18 protein-coding genes are annotated in these 19592 nt (G+C 70.9%); 8 read left to right on the top strand and 10 right to left on the bottom strand.

Features of this window, described 5'->3' with window-relative positions; all coding sequences use genetic code 11:
• Positions 1-136 precede the first annotated feature (136 nt).
• Positions 137-1138, bottom strand: a complete 1002-nt coding sequence (locus ACZ7LV_RS02460) for a LacI family DNA-binding transcriptional regulator (RefSeq protein ID WP_471934930.1) — start codon at positions 1136-1138, stop codon at positions 137-139.
• 237 nt (positions 1139-1375) lie between these two features.
• Between ACZ7LV_RS02460 and ACZ7LV_RS02455 the strand changes: the two genes are divergently transcribed.
• From ACZ7LV_RS02455 to ACZ7LV_RS02435, 5 genes are read left to right on the top strand one after another with little or no spacing between them, the layout of a single operon-like run.
• The gene (locus ACZ7LV_RS02455; protein ID WP_471934929.1) at positions 1376-2710 is read left to right on the top strand and encodes an ABC transporter substrate-binding protein; all 1335 of its coding nucleotides are present in this window, start codon (positions 1376-1378) and stop codon (positions 2708-2710) included.
• A gap of 8 nt (positions 2711-2718) precedes the next feature.
• Positions 2719-3669, top strand: coding sequence for a carbohydrate ABC transporter permease (locus ACZ7LV_RS02450; RefSeq protein WP_471934928.1), 951 nt, complete (start codon positions 2719-2721; stop codon positions 3667-3669).
• Positions 3670-3716: 47 nt separating this feature from the next.
• Entirely contained in the window at positions 3717-4523 is an 807-nt protein-coding gene (locus tag ACZ7LV_RS02445; protein WP_471936071.1) for a carbohydrate ABC transporter permease, read from the top strand.
• Positions 4524-4564: 41 nt separating this feature from the next.
• Complete coding sequence (locus ACZ7LV_RS02440; RefSeq protein WP_471934927.1) at positions 4565-7294, top strand: glycoside hydrolase family 38 N-terminal domain-containing protein; 2730 nt, start codon at positions 4565-4567, stop codon at positions 7292-7294.
• A 57-nt stretch (positions 7295-7351) separates the two neighbouring features.
• On the top strand, positions 7352-10336 hold the full coding sequence (locus ACZ7LV_RS02435) for a glycoside hydrolase family 2 TIM barrel-domain containing protein (protein ID WP_471934926.1): 2985 nt from the start codon (positions 7352-7354) through the stop codon (positions 10334-10336).
• 48 nt (positions 10337-10384) lie between these two features.
• Here the strand turns inward: ACZ7LV_RS02435 and ACZ7LV_RS02430 are convergent, their stop codons facing one another.
• The 5 genes from ACZ7LV_RS02430 to ACZ7LV_RS02410 all read right to left on the bottom strand — a co-directional run bounded on the left by ACZ7LV_RS02430 (position 10385) and on the right by ACZ7LV_RS02410 (position 12943).
• Positions 10385-11500 carry a glycoside hydrolase family 5 protein gene (locus ACZ7LV_RS02430; protein ID WP_471934925.1) on the bottom strand — a complete coding sequence of 372 codons (1116 nt, stop codon included), beginning with the start codon at positions 11498-11500 and terminating at the stop codon, positions 10385-10387.
• A 161-nt stretch (positions 11501-11661) separates the two neighbouring features.
• Positions 11662-12201 (bottom strand): MmcQ/YjbR family DNA-binding protein, encoded by a 540-nt coding sequence (locus tag ACZ7LV_RS02425; RefSeq protein WP_471934924.1) that lies wholly within the window; start codon positions 12199-12201, stop codon positions 11662-11664.
• A gap of 110 nt (positions 12202-12311) precedes the next feature.
• The gene (locus tag ACZ7LV_RS02420) at positions 12312-12455 is read right to left on the bottom strand and encodes a hypothetical protein (protein ID WP_471934923.1); all 144 of its coding nucleotides are present in this window, start codon (positions 12453-12455) and stop codon (positions 12312-12314) included.
• Between the two features lie 162 nt (positions 12456-12617).
• Complete coding sequence (locus tag ACZ7LV_RS02415) at positions 12618-12746, bottom strand: hypothetical protein (RefSeq protein WP_401667644.1); 129 nt, start codon at positions 12744-12746, stop codon at positions 12618-12620.
• Complete coding sequence (locus ACZ7LV_RS02410) at positions 12743-12943, bottom strand: hypothetical protein (RefSeq protein WP_471934922.1); 201 nt, start codon at positions 12941-12943, stop codon at positions 12743-12745. The genes ACZ7LV_RS02415 and ACZ7LV_RS02410 overlap by 4 nt, the downstream gene beginning before the upstream one ends.
• Before the next feature lie 304 nt (positions 12944-13247).
• Between ACZ7LV_RS02410 and mgrA the strand changes: the two genes are divergently transcribed.
• Positions 13248-14297 (top strand): L-glyceraldehyde 3-phosphate reductase, encoded by a 1050-nt coding sequence (gene mgrA, locus ACZ7LV_RS02405; protein WP_471934921.1) that lies wholly within the window; start codon positions 13248-13250, stop codon positions 14295-14297.
• A 30-nt stretch (positions 14298-14327) separates the two neighbouring features.
• Here the strand turns inward: mgrA and ACZ7LV_RS02400 are convergent, their stop codons facing one another.
• The 3 genes from ACZ7LV_RS02400 to ppk2 form a co-directional block, all read right to left on the bottom strand.
• Entirely contained in the window at positions 14328-15035 is a 708-nt protein-coding gene (locus tag ACZ7LV_RS02400; protein ID WP_471934920.1) for an FAD binding domain-containing protein, read from the bottom strand.
• Positions 15036-15227: 192 nt separating this feature from the next.
• The gene (locus ACZ7LV_RS02395; protein WP_471934919.1) at positions 15228-15671 is read right to left on the bottom strand and encodes a DoxX family protein; all 444 of its coding nucleotides are present in this window, start codon (positions 15669-15671) and stop codon (positions 15228-15230) included.
• A gap of 101 nt (positions 15672-15772) precedes the next feature.
• On the bottom strand, positions 15773-16816 hold the full coding sequence (gene ppk2, locus ACZ7LV_RS02390; protein WP_471934918.1) for a polyphosphate kinase 2: 1044 nt from the start codon (positions 16814-16816) through the stop codon (positions 15773-15775).
• Between the two features lie 253 nt (positions 16817-17069).
• Here ppk2 and ACZ7LV_RS02385 point away from each other — a divergent pair, with 253 nt between their 5' ends.
• Both ACZ7LV_RS02385 and ACZ7LV_RS02380 read left to right on the top strand, forming a co-directional pair.
• Positions 17070-17519 carry a hypothetical protein gene (locus ACZ7LV_RS02385; protein WP_471934917.1) on the top strand — a complete coding sequence of 150 codons (450 nt, stop codon included), beginning with the start codon at positions 17070-17072 and terminating at the stop codon, positions 17517-17519.
• Between the two features lie 99 nt (positions 17520-17618).
• On the top strand, positions 17619-18134 hold the full coding sequence (locus tag ACZ7LV_RS02380; protein WP_471936069.1) for a SigE family RNA polymerase sigma factor: 516 nt from the start codon (positions 17619-17621) through the stop codon (positions 18132-18134).
• Positions 18135-18538: 404 nt separating this feature from the next.
• On the opposite strand, the gene ACZ7LV_RS02375 is transcribed toward ACZ7LV_RS02380, so the two are convergent.
• Positions 18539-19384 carry a GntR family transcriptional regulator gene (locus tag ACZ7LV_RS02375; RefSeq protein ID WP_471934916.1) on the bottom strand — a complete coding sequence of 282 codons (846 nt, stop codon included), beginning with the start codon at positions 19382-19384 and terminating at the stop codon, positions 18539-18541.
• Positions 19385-19592: the final 208 nt, after the last annotated feature.

Below are 19592 nucleotides of genomic sequence, written 5' to 3'. Positions count from 1 at the left end.
GACCGCCACGGCCCGCCGAACCTCTCCTCCGGCCTCGGTGTCCGCCTCCCCGGGCGCCGACAGGGCTCCCGCCGGGGGCACTTGGCGGGTGGCGGAGCCGCGCTCCCGGTGCCGCCGGCGGGCCGGCCGACGCCGTCTACGCCGACTCCCGTCGGCGCAGTTCCGCTCGGACGACCAGCTCGTCCCCGCTCAGCCGGCCGCTTCCGGTCAGCAGGCGGGCCGTCTGTTCGACCGCGAGCGCGCCGAGCTGCCGGGTGTCCAGGGCGACCGTGGACAGGGGCGGTTCGACCAGCTCGCCCAGTTGCAGGCCGTCGAAGCCGATCACGGCGAGGTCCTTCGGCACCGACCGCCCGAGCCGGCGCGCGGCGCGCAGTGCTCCTATGGCGACGATGTCGTTGAAGGTGAACACGGCGGTGACGTCGGGATGCGCGGCGAGGAGGTCCCGCAGCGCGTTCTCCCCGCCCTCGACGCTCTGGTCCGCGCGGCTGACCGACCCGGCGTCCAGTCCGCAGGCGGCCATGGCGTCGGCGAACCACTCGTGGCGGATGCTCGGCTCGGACCGGCCCGCGTGGTCGAGCATGCCGATGCGCCGGTGGCCCGACTCGGCCAGATACCTGATCGCCGCGTGCACGCCGTCCCGGCCGTCGATCCGGATCGCGCTGAACCGCTCGGCGTCGTGCTCACGGTCGATGAGCACCACGGGCATCCCTCGGGTCAGCCTGTCGATCTCGGCCTCGGTCTGGCTCAGGTATCCCACGACGGCGTCCACCTGCGAGGCGATCACCTCCAGCGTGCCCCGCTCCTCCTCGATGCGGTCCCCGGTGTCGTACACGACGACATGCCAGCCACGCGCCCGCGCCGCGTCCAGCGCGGCGGCGGCGACCTCGGTGAAGAACGGGTTGAGCAGATCGGGGATCACCAGCCCGACGCTGATCGTGTCCTGCCGGACGAGTCCCCGGGCGAACCTGCTCGGCCGGTACCCGAGCTCCAGTGCGGCGTCCAGGACGCGCTGCTTGGTGGCGTCCCCGATCTCGTCCTTGTCGTTGAGAGCCCTCGACACCGTCTGCCGGGACACCCCGGCGGACCGGGCCACATCGTCGATGGTCACCCTGCGAGGGCCCGTCCCCGACGCCGCCATCACTCACCTCCGCGTGATCGTCGACGCCTGAGCGCCGATTCCTTGACACCTGGCCGCACCGAAGCGCACACTCCCAATCACTTCGCAACAACTCCCCCGTCATCCCGCCGTTACCGCTCCCGTGAGCGCTCACGTTACCGCTCACGGAACCTGATTCCAACCAGAAGGCAATCCGCCTCAGGTGTCAACGTCGACCCGCCTAGCACTCGCCGCCAGGCGCTCTCTGGAACGGAAGATATGAGCAGGACAGTCACACGCACCCGCCTCGTCGTCGCCGCCGCGGCGGCGGGCATCACCGTGCTCGCCGGGTGCTCCTCATCCCCCTCGTCCGACAACGCGTCCGCGGGCTCCTGCGAGCCCGCGAAGGGCAAGGTCACGCTCCAGTACTGGAACACCGTTCCGGGCATGGACAAGGTCGTCGACCTGTGGAACAAGAAGAACCCGGACATCCAGGTCGAGACCAAGAACATCTCCAACGACCAGTACGGCACCCTCGGCAACGCGCTCAAGGCGGGCAAGGCTCCCGACCTCGCGCAGGTCGGCTACGACCAGCTCCCCAACCTGCGCACCCAGGACGCCTTCGTCGACGCCTCGGCCTGCGCGGACGCCGCCGCGGCCAAGTCCAAGTTCGTGCCGTGGACCTGGTCGCAGACCAGCTTCGGTGAGACCGGGGTGTTCGCCATGCCGCAGGACACCGGCCCGATGGCCCTGTTCGTGCGCAACGACCTGTTCAAGAAGTACGACGTCGACATCCCCAAGACCTGGGACGAGTACGCGGCGGCCGGGGAGAAGCTGCACAAGGCGGACTCCGACCTCACCATCACGTACTTCGACCCGAACAACGCCGAGTGGTTCAACGGACTGCTCTGGCAGAACAACGCCAAGATGTACGACTACGCCGACGACAAGTGGCGCGTCACCGTCGAGTCGGAGCAGAGCAAGCAGGTCGCCGACTACTGGCAGGGGCTGATCTCCGAGGACGTGGTGCGCACCGACCTCGCCCACGGCTCCACCCAGATGTACGCCGCGTACCAGAAGGACCAGATCGCCAGCTACATCGGCGCCGCCTGGGGCTACAGCATGTTCCGCGACAACCTCCCGAAGCAGGCCGGCAAGTGGACCATCGTCCCGATGCCGACCTGGGGCGCGAACGGCACGTCCGGCAACTGGGGCGGTTCGACGGTCGCCTTCATGAAGGACAGCAAGCACCTCTACGAGTCGGTCAAGTTCAACACCTGGCTGACCACCGACCCGGAGGCGCTCGCGCTGGAGAACGAGCTGGGCGGCCTCTACCCGGCGGCCACCGCGGGACTGGAACTCCCGGCGCTCTCCAAGGGTGTGCCGTACTACGGCGGCCAGAAGATATTCGACGTCTTCGCCGAGTCGTCCAAGCAGGTCGACACCAGCTTCACCTGGGGTCCGACGCAGAAGACGGTGAACCTGGCACTTCAGGACGCGATGGCCAAGGCGGCGGCCGGTGACGGCAAGCTCACCGACGCGCTCGCGGCCGCCCAGGCGGCGGCGCTGAAGTCGATGCAGGACCAGGCGATCCCGGCCGCGGCGGGCAAGTGACCGCAGGCATGACCGACATCGCACCCCGCGCGACCCGCGCGGTGGCGCCGTCCGAAGGCCGTCGCCGTCGCCTCAACGGCGGCGGCCCCCGGGCGGGCACCGTCGTCGCGTTCCTGATCCCCTTCTTCCTCCCGTTCGTGCTGTTCTACCTGGTGCCGGTGGGCTACGCGCTCTGGCAGAGCGTGCGCGTCGTGCGCCGCACCGGAGGCCAGTACGGGACGTCGTACACGACCTTCGGCGGTTTCGAGCAGTACGCGGAGGTCTTCCGCAACAGCGAGTTCTGGGCCAGCGTCGGGCGCATCGGGCTCTTCGGCGTCGTGCAGGTGCCGGTCATGCTGTTCGTCGCGCTGATCATCGCGCTGCTCCTGGACACCCCGCTGCTGAGGCTCAAGTCCTTCTTCCGGATCACCGCCTTCATGCCGTACGCCGTGCCCGGGGTCATCGCCGCGATCATGTGGTCGTATCTCTACTCGCCGCAGCTCAGCCCCGTGGTCGACCTGCTGAAGGGCATCGGTCTGGAGCCCGACTTCCTCGGCCCGGGTGCCGTGCTGTGGTCGGCGGCGAACGTCTCCACGTGGCTGTGGACCGGCTACAACATGCTGATCATGTACGCGGCGCTGCAGTCCATACCGCAGGAGCTCTACGAGGCCGCCAAGATCGACGGCGCGAGCAACTGGACGATCGCGTGGCGGATCAAGGTCCCGATCATCGCCCCGTCCATCGTCCTGACCACGGTGTTCTCGATCATCGGCACCCTGCAGCTCTACGCCGAGCCGGCCGTGCTGCGCCAGATCTCCTCGAACATCTCCAGCACGTTCACCCCGAACATGCTCGCCTACGCGGTGGCGTCCGGGAACAACTACCAGCAGGCAGCGGCGATCTCCGTGGTCATCGCCGTCCTCACCTTCGTCCTGAGCTTCGGGTTCATGCGACTGACCTCCAAGAAGGCGGGCCTGTGAGCGACCGACCCGCGATCCGCGAAAGCCGCGTCAGCCGCACGGCCGTCATGGCGCTGATGCTCCTGCTGACCGTCTACTTCCTGCTGCCGGTCTACTTCCTGATCGTCGCGGCGACCAAGCCGCAGGGCGACCTCGCGTCCACCAACGGGCTGTTGTTCTCGGACTTCAACCTCTTCGAGAACCTGCGCATCCTGTTCACCCGGAGCGACGGCATCTTCGGCCGGTGGGCCCTGAACACCGTCATCTACGCGGTGCTGGGCGCCGCCGTCGGCACCCTGATCTCCGCGCTCTGCGGCTACGCGCTCGCCAAGTTCCGCTTCCGGGGGCGCGAGTTCCTGTTCTCGGTCATCCTCGGCGGTGTGCTGGTTCCCACCACGGCGCTGGCGCTCCCGCTGTTCCTGCTGTTCTCGGCGACCGGGCTCGTCAACACCTACCTCGCGGTCTTCCTGCCCAGCATCGTCAGCCCGTTCGGGGTCTATCTCGCGCGTATCTTCGCCAACGCCGCGGTGCCTCAGGAACTCATCGAGTCGGCGCGGCTGGACGGTGCGGGAGAGTTCCGCACGTTCTTCTCGGTGGCGTTCAAGCTGATGACACCGGCGCTGGTGACGATCTTCCTGTTCCAGTTCGTCGCCATCTGGAACAACTTCTTCCTGCCGATGGTGATGCTCCAGAAGGAATCGCTCTTCCCGATCACGCTCGGCCTCTACCAGTGGAACGGCCAGACCGCCCGCGCCCCGCTCCTGCAACAGTCCGTGATCACCGGCTCGCTGGTCTCGATCGTGCCCGTGATCATCGTGTTCATCCTCCTTCAGCGGTTCTGGCGCACCGGACTCGCCGCCGGATCCCTCAAGTGACCGTCCTTCCGCCTCCGTCAGCACAGAAGGTCCCTCTCCCCATGCAGAACCCCGCCGTCTTCGTGCCCCACTTCCACTGGGACCGTGAGTGGTACGAGCCGTTCCAGGTGTTCCGGCACCGGCTCGTCGCCGCCCTCGACACCGTGCTGGAGACGGCCGAGACGCACCCGGACTTCCGGTTCACCGTCGACGGTCAGATGGCCGCGATCGAGGACTATCTGGAGATGCGGCCGGAGAACCGGGACCGCGTCGTGGCCCTGGTCCGCGAGGGCAGACTGGCCATCGGCCCGTGGCTGATCCTGCTCGACGAGTTCCTGTGCTCCGGCGAGACCATCGTGCGCAATCTCCAGATGGGCTGGGCGGCCGCGCAGGCCCTCGGCGGCGCGATGCCCATCGGCTATCTGCCCGACATGTTCGGCCATGTCGCGCAGATGCCGCAGATCCTCGCGCGGGCCGGCATCGAGCACGCGGCGCTGTGGCGGGGTGTGCCCGGCTCCGTCGAGGGCCACGCCTTCCGCTGGCGCGCCCCCGACGGCTCCGAGGTGCGCACCGAGTTCCTCTTCGACGGCTACGACAACGGCCTCGACGTCCTGCTGGTGCCCGACCAGATCGGCCGCGCGCTCGGTGAGTACGCCGAGATGACGGCCGGGCGCTGGGGCGGCGATCCGGTGCTGGCCATGGCCGGCACCGACCACAACGCGCCCGACCCGCGGCTGACGTCCTGGCTGCGGCAGGCCGCGGGTGAGGGACGCGCCATCACCGTCGCCACGCTCGACGAGTACATCCGGACGCATGTGCGGGACGAGGTGACCGCCGTCGTCACCGGTGAACTGCGCAGCCATGTGCGCGGCAACATCCTCCCCGGCGTGCTGTCCGTGCGGCTCGGGCTCAAGCAGCGCATGGCCCTCGCCGAGCGCACCGTCGACCACGCCGAGCGGGTGAACGCCCTGTGGTCCGGGCGTGACGACGCGCCTTTCCTCACGCTGGCCTGGCACAAGATCATCGAGTCGACGGCGCACGACTCGGTGGTCGGCTCGGGCACCGACGAGACCTGCGACCAGGTGGAGGCCCGGCTCGCCGAAGCCGCGCAGACGGCACGGGCCGTCCGGGACGCGGCGCTCGCGGAGCCCGCCGCCCGCGTACCGAGCGACGGCCACCTGGTGGCCAGCACGCTGCCCTCGGCGCGTACCGCGCTGGTGGAGGTCGACGTCGTCGCCCCGGCGGAGGGGACCACCCTGGTCGCGACCGCCGCCGACGGCTCCGCGCATCCCGTGCAGTTGATCTCCCAGGCCCCCACCGTGCTCAGCGACGAGCGCATGGACGCCTCCCAGTTGGAGCGGGTGCTGCGCCGCATCCACCGCCGTGAGCTGTTCGGCCTGCTGATCGACCGCTACGAACTCACCGCGGGGGAACTGGTCTTCCACCTCGCCGAGGTGCCGACGGGCGGGCCCTTCGACCTGCTGATCCTGCGTCGCGAGGTCGCCGCCGCGGCCGCCGCCCACCCGGGTGAATGGCGGGTACGGACGCTGGCGGAGGCCCGCGCCACCGCGCTGGTGCCCGTGCGCGTCCCCCCGTCCGGCCTGACGAGCTTCCGGGTCGGGGCGAGCGACCTGCCGGCCGCCCCGGCCCCGCGTCTCACGCCGGCCACGGCGACGCCCGGCTCGCTGTCGAACGGCCTGGTCGAGGTCGAGGTGGCCGCCGACGGGACCCTGAGCGTGACCGGCGTCGACGGGACCGTGCTGAGCGGAGTCGGCCGCCTCGTCGACGGTGGTGACCGCGGCGACAGCTACAACTACGCGCCCCCGGCACGGGACGTACTCGTGTCGGAGCCGGCGCGGGTCGCCGTCGACCTCCTGGAGAGCGGCCCGCTGCGCTCCCGGCTCAAGGTCACCCGGGTCTACGACTGGCCCGAGGCGCTCTCGTCCGACCGTGACGTGCGCGGCGGGCGGACCGTGCCGACGCCGGTGGAGATGCTGGTGGAGGTGCGCGCGGGTGAGCCGTTCGTCCGGATCACCACGTCGTTCCTGAACCGGAGCGCCGACCACCGGCTGCGTCTCCACGTGCCGCTGCCCGAGCCCGTCACCACATCGGCCTCCGCCGGGCAGTTCGCCGTCACCGAGCGCGGCCTCACCGCCGAGGGCGGCTGGGGCGAATACCCGCTCCCGACCTTCCCCGCGAGTTCGTTCGTGTCGGCCGGAGCCGCCAACGTGCTCCTCGACCACTCCAGCGAGTACGAACTCGTCGACGACGGGTCCGCGCTCGCCCTCACCCTGCTGCGCGCGATCGGGTCGATCAGCGTCAACATCCACCCGCTGCGCGACGAACCGGCGGCGAGCGAGATCCCCGCACCGGGCGCGCAGGACCTCGGGATGCGGATCGAGAACCGCTTCGCCGTTCTGCCGTCGGCGACCGGCTGGCAGGGGGCCGACGCAGTCGCCCTCGCCGAGGAGTTCCGCAACGACGTGCTCGTCACCCGCGGGACCGCGGCCGCCGCGGGCCAGTTGCCCCCCGACGCGAGTGGCGTGCGGGTGGACGGCAGCGACGTCCTCGTCTCCGGCATCCGCCGGGTGACCGACGACGACCACGGGGCCGGCGTCGAGGTCCGTATGGCGGCGATGAGCGACACCACGTCGACGGTCCGGGTGAGCGGCCCGTTCACCGAGGCCACCACGGTCGACCTGCTCGGCCGGCCGCTGTCCCGGACGTCCGCGCCGGACGGGCTCGACCTCGTCCTCGGTCCCTGGGAGATCCGCACGGTCGTGCTCCGGTAGCCCTCCCGCACGGCCAGTACGACCAACCCCCCTTGCTATGACGAAAGTTGCGACTCCTTGTCATCCGAGCCTTCCGCGTACGTTTCGGACATCACTCCCGCGCGAGGTGCGCTGCGCCCGGCCCGTTCGTGGCTGCACTCCGACGCCCCCTCGCTCTCCCTGAACGGGTCCTGGCGCTTTCGTCACTCACCCGTGGCGTCGGTGGCGGAGGACTTCGCGGCCGACGACTTCGACGACCACGACTGGGACAGCATCCCGGTTCCCTCGCACTGGGTCCTCCAGGGCGACGGGGCCTACGGCCGGCCGATCTACACGAACATCCAGTTCCCGTTCCCGATCGACCCGCCCCACGTGCCGGACGAGAATCCCACCGGCGACCACCGCAGGCACTTCGAGGTGCCCGCGAACTGGTCGGACGCCGAACGTGTCGTGCTGCGGTTCGACGGCGTCGAGTCGCTCTTCAAGGTGTGGGTCAACGGCATCGAGATCGGCAGCGCCAGTGGCAGCCGGCTGACTCACGAGTTCGACGTCACGTCCGCGCTGCGCACGGGCGACAACGTCGTCGCCGTGCGGGTGCACCAGTGGTCCGCGGCGAGTTACGTCGAGGACCAGGACCAGTGGTGGCTGCCGGGCATCTTCCGCGACGTCACCCTGCTGGCCCGGCCGGCCGGGGGCATCGAGGACGTCTGGCTGCGGACCGGATTCGACGCCGGACGGGGACTCGTGACCCCGGAGGTCACGGCCGGGGCGACGGCGTTCCCCGTCACCCTGCGCATCCCCGAACTCGGGGTCGAACAGGTCTGGGCGACGGCGCAGGACGTCGCCCCGCTGGACGTCGCCGAGGTGGAGCCCTGGTCCGCCGAGCGGCCGCGGCTGTACGACGCCACCGTGTCGTCGGCCACGGAGAGTATCGCGCTGCGGGTGGGATTCCGTACGGTCGAGATCCGCGGCGACCGCTTCCTGGTCAACGGCCGCCGCGTCGTGTTCCACGGGGTCAACCGCCACGAGACGCATCCCGAGCGCGGCCGGGTCTTCGACGAGGACCACGCCCGCGAGGACCTGGCGCGGATGAAGCGCTTCAACGTCAACGCGATCCGCACCAGCCACTACCCCCCGCATCCCCGGCTGCTGGACCTCGCCGACGAACTCGGCTTCTGGGTCGTCCTGGAGTGCGATCTGGAGACCCACGGCTTCGACAAGGTCGGCTGGGCGGGCAACCCGAGCGACGACCCGGCGTGGCGCGCGGCCTACCTCGACCGTGTCCAGCGCACCGTCGAGCGCGACAAGAACCACCCCGGCATCGTCATCTGGTCGCTCGGCAACGAAGCGGGCACCGGCGCCAACCTCGCCGCCATGTCCGCCTGGGTCCACGCCCGTGACGCCGAACGCCCGGTGCACTACGAGGGTGACCACACGGGCGAGTACACCGACGTCTACTCGCGCATGTACGCCTCGGTCCCGGAGACCGAGCGGATCGGCACCGACGGCGCGCCGTCCGTGCTGTTCGGCTGCACTCCCGCACAGAGTGCCCGGCAGCGCTCCAAGCCGTTCCTGCTGTGCGAGTACGCCCACGCGATGGGCAACGGCCCGGGCGGGCTCGACCAGTACGAGGCCCTGGTCCACGCGTATCCGCGGCTGCACGGCGGGTTCGTCTGGGAGTGGCGCGACCACGGCATCCTGACCACGACCGACGACGGCACGCCGTACTACGCCTACGGCGGCGACTTCGGGGAGGTGGTGCACGACGGCAACTTCGTCATGGACGGCATGCTGCTGAGCAGCGACGAACCGACGCCCAGCCTGCACGAGTTCAAGGCCGTGGTGCAGCCGCTCCGCTTCGGCTTCGACACCGACGAGGTCACGATCACCAACCTGCGGCACTCCACCGACACCTGTGACCTGCGCTTCCACTGGCGTGTCGAGCACGACGGCATCCTCGTGGACTCCGGGGAACTGGACGTACCCGCCGTCGCCGCGGGCGAGTCGGCGGTGGTGCGGCTGCCCCGGGTCGTGGTGGCTTCCGACGCCGAGACCTGGCTGACGCTCGACGCGGTGCTGGCGAAGGCGAGCGACTGGGCACCGCAAGGGCATGTGGTCGCCACCGCCCAGCAGGACCGCTCGACACGTGTCGCCGTTCCCGCGGTGCGACCACGGACCGACTGGCGGCCGACTGACGGAACGCTGTCCCTGGGCATCGCGGAGTTCACCGGCGGGTCGCTGGTCCGCCTGGCCGGCCGCGACGTGAGCGGACCACGGTTGCAGTTGTTCCGCGCGCCGACCGACAACGACGCGAGTCCCTCCGAGGGGGTCGAGAACACCGACGCCGGCCCGGCCGGAGCGTCCGACGCCGACCTGTGGCGCGGCGACGGTCTCGACCGGCTGGTCACCCGGCGCGTCTCGGTGGAGCGGGCCCCGGGCGCCCTGCGTACCGTCGACAAGGTCTCCGCGGCGAACTCCGCCCTGTCGGTGACGGTCGAGTCCGTCTGGTCGCTCGAGGACGGTGAACTGGAACTGCGCGTGGAGATCGAGCCGTCGAGCGGCTGGCGGACGGTGTGGCCGCGGATCGGCATCGGCTTCGCGCTGCCCGACGGCGCGGCTCCCGTGGACGGCGCCGAGTGGTTCGGCCTCGGCCCACTCGAGTCCTACCCGGACAGCATGCGCGCGGCCCGTACGGGCCGTTTCTCCTCGACCGTCGGGGAGCTCTCGGTGGACTACGCACGTCCGCAGGAGACCGGGCACCGCTCCCAGTTGCGCTCCCTGTCGCTGACCAGCGGGGCCACCGAGGTCCTCCGGGTGGTCGCCGTCCCCGACGTGCACGGCCGTCGCCCGGGCTTCACCCTCAGCCGGCACACCTCGCAGCAGATCGCCGCTGCCGCGCATCCCCACGAGCTGCCCGGCAGCACGACGACCCACCTGTTCGTCGACGCGGCCCAGCACGGGCTCGGTTCACGGGCCTGCGGCCCGGACGTGTCGCCGGAGTTCGTGCTGCGCCCCGAGGCGCGCACCCTCCGGCTTCGCATCGCGGCGGGGGGCGAGGCCTGACGGGCGCCACCCTGTCCTCGGCAGGGTGACGCCCGCGCGGGATCAGGGTCAGCCGACCGGGAAGGCGTCGGGAGTCCTGATGCGCTCACGGATCCACACGCCGGCGGGCTTCAGCGGTGCGGTACCGACCCAGGAGCCGGGGTTGTTGCACGTCCCGGTCTTGAACACGGCGCCGGTGCGGTGGTCGTCGGAGAAGTTCCAGTTCGTCCAACTGATCTTCTTGCTCGCCATGAGGTCCAGGTAACGCTGCGACATGGCGAAGTCGTTGTTGCCCTCACCGGCGTAGTTCTGGGTGCCGAACTCCGTGACGAAGACGGGGAGGGCGTCGGCGGCACGGGACAGGGTCGCCAGGTACTCGTCGCGGTGCGAGTCGGCGTAGAAGTGGAAGGTGTACATGATGTTCGACGCCCTGACCTGGTTGTTCACCACCTCGGACTCGTTCGCGCCCTCGGAGACACCGAACGAGGACCAGGCGCGTGTCCCGACCAGGACGGGCGCGTCGGAGTCGATGTTCCGGATCGTCGGGATGATCTGCTCCGCGTAGCTCTTGATCCGGGACCAGCTCACGCCGCTGGGCTCGTTGGCGATCTCGTAGAGGATGTTGTTCTTCGCCTTGTTGCGGTTGGCGATGTCGGTGAAGAACTTCCGCGCGTTGCTCAGGTTGGCGTGGGGGTCGCCCGGGGTGAGCATGTGCCAGTCGACGATCACGTACATGCCGCGGTCGGTCGCCTGCTGGATCAGGGAGTTGGCCAGGTTGGTGAAGTGCGTGGGATTGGTCTCGTACCCGCCCTCCTGCACATAGGTCGAGACCCGCAGGACGTCGGCCTTCCAGTCCTGGGCCAGGGCGTCGAGGGAGCCGCTGGTCACACAGTGCGGGTACCACTGGGTGCCGTGGGTGCTCATGCCGCGCAACTGGATGGGGTTTCCACGGCTGTTGCACAGCTTGGTGCCGCAGACCCGGAGTTGTCCGTTGAGGGACACCGGCGTGTCCGCCGCGGCGCGCGCGGTGGAGTCGTCGGAGGCCGACCGGCCGACCGGCGCGGCCGTCTGATGCGCCGTCGGGCCGGCGGAGGCGGCGGGGACGACGGCCGTGGTCAGGAGCAGCGCGCCGCCGATCGCGGCTGCCACCGCGGCCGGGCGTAACAGGTTGAGCCTCAGTTTCATCTGAACTCCGTTCATTGGCGTGACCGATAGGAAACTTTCCTAACCAGATGGAAGCAGGTGGTTTCCGGCTGCGGCAAGGGTGCTGTCGGCATGCGTCATCCACAGCGGTTCACGTGGGTGTACGGGCAGCGTGGCCGCCCGTTCCCGGAGCCGGCGTCCCGTCAGCTCCGGAAGGTGAGCCCGCGTTCCTCCAGGGCCTGGGCCAGGATGCGTACGGCCTTCGGGCCGACCCCGTGCAGCGCCAGCAGTTCCGCCTCCGTGCGTCGCCCCACCTGCTCCAGCGTCGCCAGCCCCGCCCCGAGCAGGGCCTGGGTGGCCGGCCTGCCGATACCGGCGGGCAGGTCCACGCCGGGTCCGCCGGCCGACGCCTCGGCGTGTGCCAGGGAAGCGGCGAGACGCTTCGGGGCACGACCGAACCACGCCGCCCGCACCAGGGCGTTCAGCTCCTTGCCGCCGATGTCGGCCAGTGGCACCAGGAAGCCGATCGGCGTGCCCATCCGGACCAGGCGCTCGCCGCTCGGGTGCGCGGCCACGGCGGCCTCCGCCTCCTGGTCCGGGAGGTGCAGCTGGACCCGGCCGTCCTTTGTCACCGAGGCGAAGCCCTTGCCCCGCACCGAGAAGGCGACCATGCCGAAGTGGGTGCCCTCCTCGACCTCCGGCAGCGCCAGCGCGGCCTTGCGCAGTTGAGCCACGGTTGTCATGAGCGGAGTCTCACACACCCGCCTCTTCTCCGGAGGGGGTCTCCCGAGAGGCGATCACATGTTCGACGCCGACGAGCCCCCGCACGCGGGAGGTGCGGGGGCTCGGCGGTTCACGTGGACACCGGATCTTCCGGCAGATCCTCCAGGCCCTCCTCCGCCGGCGGTGTCTTCGGCGGCGGGAACACGAGGTCCTCGAAGGCCTCCATCGCAAGAAGGAGTAACAGTAGTAGGGCCGGGACCAGCAACGCGATCAAGACCACGGCACCTCCCGGGGGGAGAGTGGGCGGGCTTTCTCAGGGCGGCTCTGTCGGATCAAGTCTGCATTCGAATGGAGTAGCGCGCATGTCGATCACGGCGCCGCGCGCACCCCTCCCGGCGTCACCGTCCGCGACCGTGCCGCACGGACCCGGACGCGGTCAGTCACCGTGTTCGTCGTCCCGCCGGCCCTGTTTCCGTCCGTCGCGCACCACCATGACGGCCATGACGGCCGCGGCGAGCAGAAACAGCAGCGGGAGGGCCAGCCCCACCCATCGGCCGGCGCTCACCGCCGCGGCCTCCCGTCGGACGCCGTCGGCGGGGTGGCCTCGGTGCCGTCGGGCCCGAGCGCGGCAGCGATGTGACGGAAGAGGTCCAGGGCGGTCGTGTCCGCGGTCACGGTGCCGGGTGCGACGGGTTCCGGGAGGCGGGCGCTCTCCGGCCGGGCCGGATCGCGGTCTGGATCGGGATGCGTGCGGTGGTTCATCGGCAGAGCCTCCGGGCCGGTGCGGGCATGACGGCTTGGGGGAAGTCGGTTTCCCGGCGTCAACGCCGTTGCTGAACAGGGTTCCCCCTTCGCATCGGAGAACGCGGCACGGACTGCCGGGGGCACGGCGGCGTACCGACGGACGTGAACGCATCGCGCCGGGGTGCCCGCGGGCATTGAGAAATGGGAGCGCACAGTGTGATGGACGGGACGCGTTGGACTTCGCCATCGCGGTGCCGCAAGGTGGTAACCACTCGCTGATCAGGGCGTTCACCCCTGCCCGCGCACCTTGGAGACGCTCCTCATGTCCACTTACGTCGCAGACGCCGGCCGCTACGACGGCGGCATGCACTACCGGCGCACCGGCCGCTCCGGCCTGGACCTCCCGGCCCTCTCGCTCGGCTACTGGCACAACTTCGGTGACGACAAACCGTTCGAGGCCCAGCGCCGGATCGCGCTGCGCGCCTTCGACCTCGGCATCACCCACCACGACCTGGCCAACAACTACGGCCCGCCCTACGGGGCCGCCGAGCTGAACTTCGGCCGGCTCATGCGCGAGGATCTGCGGCCCTACCGCGACGAGCTGATCGTCTCCACGAAGGCGGGCTGGGACATGTGGCCCGGTCCGTACGGCCAGGGCGGCGGCTCACGCAAGTACGTCCTCGCCTCGCTCGACCAGTCGCTGACGCGGATGGGTCTGGACTACGTCGACATCTTCTACTCCCACCGGCTGGACGCCACCACGCCGCTGGAGGAGACCATGACCGCGCTCGACACCGCGGTCCGGCAGGGCAAGGCCCTCTACGTCGGCATCTCCTCCTACGACGCCGAGCGCAGCCGCCAGGCCGCCGCGATCCTGCGTGAGCTGGGCACTCCGCTCCTCATCCACCAGCCCTCCTACAACATGCTCAACCGGTGGATCGAGACCGACGGCCTGCTCGACGTCGCCGCGGAGGAGGGTTTCGGCGTCATCGGCTTCACCGCCCTCGCCCAGGGCCTGCTCACCGGGCGCTACCTCGACGGGATCCCCGACGACTCCCGGGCCACCCAGGACAAGTCCTTCGACACCGGCTGGCTCACGGACGACACCCTCGGGCGTCTTCGCGCCCTGAACGACATCGCCGCGCGGCGCGGCCAGAGCCTGGCCCAGATGGCGCTGGCCTGGGCCCTGCGCGACGAGCGCGTCACCTCCCTCGTCATCGGCGCCTCCCGGGTCGAGCAGCTGGAACAGAACGTCGCCGCGCTGGACAACCTCTCCTTCACGGACGAGGAACTCTCCGAGATCGACGGCCACGCCCTCATCTCCGGCAGCGTGGACCTGTGGCAGCAGGCCCGCACCGGCAGCATGAGCTGACGACCGGCACGCGCCCGCACGCCGCCCCGGTCAGGGCAGCGAGGCGGCGATGTGGGCGTGCACGACGTCCCAGGCGGCGGGCGGCAGGTCTCCGAGGGCCGTCGCCCGCAGCGCATGGAGCGTCTCCTCGACGTCGTCCGTGCGCGTGACGCTGCCGTCGAGCACGTCGTAGCCGTCCCGGACGGCGGCGCGCAGGCGGTGACTGCCGTCGTCCTCGACGTGCACCGCCGACGCGATCACCAGGGGCGGCTCCGCGCCCGCGTCCCCGGCCACCTTGAAGAACGCGCTGGTGACGGGCGTACGCCAACGCAGGCTGAGCAGGACGGGACGCTTGGCCACCGCTTCGGCGAGGTCCGTCTCGCGGACCCCGTCCGGTTCCAGCACCGTCGCCCGCGCGTCCAGGACGAGCGCCGCGGGCAGCAGACAGCGCAGGGTGCTGCCGACGATGTTGCCGCCGACCGTCGCGCTGCGCCGGACCGCACCGGTGCCGACGCGGGCGGCGGCCAGCCGCAGCGCGTCGGGGACCCGGTCGTCCACCCGCTGCAGCACCACGGCGCCGCCCAGGGCGGTCGGCTCCAGCACGTTGGCCTCGGGCACCTCACGCAGCGACATCGCCAGCGCGGGGAAGCCGTCCCGCTGCCACGTGGCCCACAAGAGCGTCGCCCCGCCGATCAGCACGGCCCCCTCGGCCAGACACTCCCTCGCCTCGGACACAGACGTCGGCACACGCAACAACACCAGCGACCACCTGCCTTCCCCGCACGACCGGATCGGAGCAGTACGTGGCGTGAAACGGCCACCTGCCCCGCGGTAAGACAATCCCTTCGGCGGGGGGCGCGTACAGGGCTCACACAAGCACGCCGTCCGCTCCCTTTCGCGCCCTTCGCCGCGCCGAAGGTCACCTGCTCACGGCACCGGAGTCGGCGCGCGTCAGACAGCCGGTCCGGGCACCCGCGCGCCGTCCGCCGCGCGCTCCCGCCGGGCCCGGCCGGTCAGCGACAGCGCGCCGGGGCCGAAGAAGACCAGCAGCAGAAAGCCCCAGCAGAACAGGGCGGGGGACAACCCGCCGTTCTGCAAGGGGAAGAGGCCGTCCTTCTGGTGCTCGGTGAAGTACGCGAACGCCATGATGCCCGAGCTGACGAACGCCGCGCTGCGCGTCGCCACCCCGAGCAGGACCAGGACACCGCACACCAACTCGATCACCCCGGCGTACCAGAACGGCCAGTCGCCCACCGGACTCGCCTCCCGGCCGAGGACACCGAAGAGGGTGGCGACTCCCTCACTGGTGAAGAGCAGGCCAAGGACGATGCGGAACGCGCCGAGGACGAGAGGCTGGTATCCGGCCAGCCGGTCATGCAGGGGTACGGCACTCATCGAAAGGTTCTCCTCGAATCAAGCTGCGCGTCGCCGGGCGACGCGGGCGAGGCGGGACCAGCCCCTCCCTCTTTCGTTTACGTGCGCGCCGGGCGGTTGGCTCATCCGAGCGCCGGATCAGTTGAATCCTGTCCTCGGGGTCCTTCGGGTCCGCCGTCGGGATGGGTCCCCGGGCCGTCGTGGTGACCGACGAGTGGCGTGGGACTCAGGTCGGTGGGTCGCTCACCGGCCTCCAGCAGGGTGTCGGCGGCGCCCACGATCAGCGGATCGGGCTTGCCGACGGCGTCGTGGTCCTTCGCCGGGTAGTCGCAGCGGTCGAGCAGACTGCGCATGGCCTCCAGACGTCCGCGCCGCTTGTCGTTGTTCTTCACCACCGTCCACGGCGCGTGCGGGGTGTCCGTGGCACGGAACATGTCCACCTTGGCCGTCGTGTAGTCGTCCCAGCGGTCGAGCGAGGCGAGGTCGGTCGGCGAGAGCTTCCACCGGCGTACCGGGTCCACCTGGCGGATGGCGAACCGCGTGCGCTGCTCGGCCCGGGAGACGGAGAACCAGAACTTCACCAGCATGATGCCGTCCTCCGTCAGCAGCTTCTCGAACGACGGGGCCTGGACGAGGAATTGACGGTACTCGTCGTCCGTGCAGAAGCCCATCACCCGCTCGACGCCGGCCCGGTTGTACCAGGACCGGTCGAAGAAGACGATCTCTCCGCGGGCGGGCAGGTGGGTGACGTAGCGCTGGAAGTACCACTGGCCGGCCTCTCGTTCGGTCGGCTTCTCCAGTGCGATGACCCGGGCGCCGCGCGGGTTCAGTCGCTCGGTGAACCGCTGGATCGTCCCGCCCTTGCCGGCCGCGTCCCGGCCTTCGCAGAGCACGACGATCCGCTGACCCGTGTCCTTGACCCAGCGCTGCATCTTGAGCAGTTCGATCTGCAGGATGCGCTTCTGCCGCTCGTACGCGGCCCTGCGCACCTTGCGGTCGTAGGGATGGTTGTCCCGCCAGGTCTCGACGGGAGTGCCGTCCTCGTTCAGCAGGATCGGCCTCTCGGGCCGTTGCTCGTCCACTCGGAGACCGTCGAGGAGTTCCTTCTCCGTCTCGTCTGAGCCGGTGCCGTACTTCGTCGACGCCTCGTTCCGCTCGGATTCCACAGGACCCCCTCCGCATGCACACCTCTACGTTCGGGATCTCCTGCCCGCTCCCCTCGTGAAAACTCCGTTCCGCTTCGTGCCGCCTCCTGACCACCGTACGCCCGACAGGTGAGGAATTTCCGTCCCCGCACCTGCAACCTGACCGGGGGACGCACGTCTGTCACAGCGAGGGCGGGGCCGGAAGCACGGGCTCACGGCCGCGCCCGTTCACGATCACGACCACGGACACGAAGACCACGAAGACGAGGCACTGATGTCAGACAGCAAGCACCGGGCGCTCCCGCGCCCCTTGCGTGGGCGGACCCGGATCATGGTGGCCCTCTCCACCGTCACCGCGGCCCTGGCGATCGGCGGCACGGCCGCGTCCTACGCCGACGGCCCGGCCCCCGCGCCCGCTCCGGCCCCCGCCGAGCCGGCCCCCGCGCCCGCACCGGCGAAGCCCTCCCCGGTACCGGCGAAGCCCGCCCCCGTACCCGCCAGGCCCGCACCCGCGCCGGCGAAGCCCGAGCCGGTGGCCTCGGTGCCCGCCTCCGCGAAGCCGGTGCCCGCCGAGGGCGCACCGGCCCCGGCCCCCGCGCCCGTCCGGCCCGTACCGCGGCCCGCGGCTCCCGGCGTCTACGCACCGGGTGAGCCCCGTCCGGTCCCGGCGCCGGTGCCCCCGCACGGCTCTCCCGCACCCACACCCGCACCCGCCGGGCGCTGAGTGTCCGCGACCCACCCCTGGACCCCCGTACGCCCCGCCCTGGGCGTGCGGGGGCTCCTGCGCCGCCTCTCCAGCAGCAGGGCACCCACCCCCGCCGTCGTGGTCGAGCCGGTCTCCGGCCCCCGCGCCGCCTTCGAGATCGACGAGCTCTACCACCACCGCAGGCTCGAACTCGTGCGGCTGGCGGTGCTCCTCGTGGACGACGTCCCGACGGCCGAGGACGTCGTCCAGGACGCGTTCGCGGCGCTCTACCGGCGCCACGGGGCGCGACTGACCGGCCTGGACGACCCGGAGGCGTACGTCCGGCGCAGCGTCGTCAACGGCGCGCGCTCGGTGCTGCGGCGCCGCAGGACGGTGCGCGCCCACGTGCCCCCGAGGCCGCGTCCCGCGCCGCCGCCGGAGGAACACGTGCTGTTGAAGGAGGAACACGAGGAAGTGCTGCGCGCCCTGGGCCGGCTCACGACACGGCAGCGGGAGGTGCTGGTGCTGCGCTACTGGTCGAACCTGTCGGAGGCGCAGATCGCCGAGACCCTCGGGCTGTCCCGGGGCGCGGTGAAGTCCACCGCCAGCCGCGCACTCGCGGCCCTGGCACGGCGACTGGAGGATCCGGCATGAGTTCCGGCACGACGTCCGACCCGACCTCCGCGACGGCGTCCGCGGAGGACCGCCTGCGTGCCGCCCTGGCGGCGAAGGCCTCCTCGGTCACCTACCGCCGGCTGCGGCACCCGCACCCGCCGCGGGCACTGCCCCGAGGCCCCCTGCGCCGTGGCCTCCGACCCGCCGCGCTCCTCGCCCTCGCCGCGGTCCTCGTCGCCGCGGCCCTGGCACTCCCCCGCGTCCTCGGGGACGCCCCCCGCACAGGCCCCGCGACCCGCCCCAGCCCCCCGATCACGTCCACACCCCCGACCCCACCCCCTTCCCCGTCCCCCCGGTCCCCCCGACCCATCCACCCAGCCCAACCGGCCCCCCACCACCCGACCCCGAGCGCCCTGGGGCGATGACCGAGGGCGTCAGCGCCCTCACAACCCCTGCTGGACCACGCCCCGGGTGGAGAACGTGACCGGGGCGCCGCCCGTGAAGTCGCCCGGGGGGATGCCGGGGTGGTGGCCCTCGCGGGGGGCGGGGGTCTCGATGCGGGGGCCCAGGGCGAGGCGGGAGACGATGCGGTAGCGGTCGCCGCGGTAGAGCGAGTGCACGTACTCGACCGGCCGGTCACGGGTGTCCGTGGTGAGGCGTTCGAAGAGCAGCGCCGGGGACAGTTCCGGCACGTCGAGCAGGTCGGCCTCGGCACGCGTGACCACGGTGGGCTCGATGGACTGCACCGCTTCGCTGACCTGAACCCCGTGCTGGTCGCGCAGATGCTCGTACAGATCCCCCTGCTCCAGTTCGTCACTGGTCAGGTCGGGCACCAGGTCCGCCCTGACATGCAGGTGCTCGATCGCCATGGGCGAGCCGTCGACCAGCCGCAGCCGCGCCACGTACCGGATCTCCGCCGCCGGGGAGATCCGCAGTTTGCGGCCGACCCGGGCGCCGGCGGGCAGCGTGCGGAACTCCAGCAGCCGGCTGGTCCAGACGCCGCCGGCCTGCGGAAGACTGAACGCGTTGCGGTCGGAGATCAGTTCCTGCGTGATCTTCTCCGCGGCCACGAACATGCCCCGGCCGTGCTCCCTGACCAGCAGCCCGGCCACCACGAGTTCGTCGACCGCCGCACGCAACGTGGGGCGCGAGACCCCGAGTTCACCGCACAGGACACGCTCGGAGGGAATGGCGTCGCCGGGCCGCCGCGCCTCGATGAGTTCGAGGATCGCGTCGCGGACCCGCTCGCGCTTGAGCATCGCACCGGATGCGGCGGCGTCGATCTCCATACGGACCCTCGTTCGTCGTCGGGACGGTCACTGGTCATCGTAACTGGTCTGCTGGTCAACCCGGCCCGGACAGCTCACCTCCAGGTGATCCCTTCGCACGAAACCGCATCCACGGCCGAATTTCCGTTTCTGCGGGGAGGGTTGACGCCTTCATTGGTCCATGCCATTTTCATCCCCGCACCGACTGGTAAAGCCCTGGCGGCCTACT

It is taken from the genome of Streptomyces sp. NPDC107562 (assembly GCF_055657325.1).
The sequence above is the reverse complement of the archived record's forward strand: the minus strand, read 5'-3'. Positions and strand labels throughout refer to the sequence as shown.